This is a genomic window from Streptococcus suis, from assembly GCF_002964045.1.
Classification (GTDB): Bacteria; Bacillota; Bacilli; order Lactobacillales; family Streptococcaceae; genus Streptococcus; species Streptococcus suis_U.
The window spans coordinates 1-351 of the sequence record NZ_POPB01000380.1; the positions used below are offsets into that span (position 1 = coordinate 1).

The window sequence follows — 351 nt, forward strand, 5'->3', positions numbered from 1 at the left end:
GTGGCACTTTCTTCTTCAGGCTGGTATAAACGGATTGATGGACAATGCGAGGTGTGATAGGCGTCCTATCAACCAGTAGCTGAAGGAGATTACGTCCAGATAGCCCCATAATATCTTCAATATAGGTCGTTAGCTTGATACCACCTGACTGAAGAATTTTATGGATACGGTTGGTTTCTCGATTGCGACTTTCCACATAATGTTTTCGCTGTCTGGTCAACTCCCTCAATTCTTGAATGATTTCATCGGGAACGAAACTCCGAGGAAGCAGACCAATCCGTGTTAATTTAGCAATCCAGTGAGCATCCTTCTTGTCGGTTTTCTGACCTGGGATAGCCTTCATATGGGCTC

General features: G+C 44.7%; 1 protein-coding gene. It reads right to left on the reverse strand.

Annotation, left to right across the window (positions count from 1 at the left end; translation table 11 throughout):
- Positions 1 to 351, reverse strand: a 351-nt coding sequence (locus C1E99_RS09570) for an IS110 family transposase (protein WP_153060181.1), incomplete at both ends; no start/stop codon positions are given.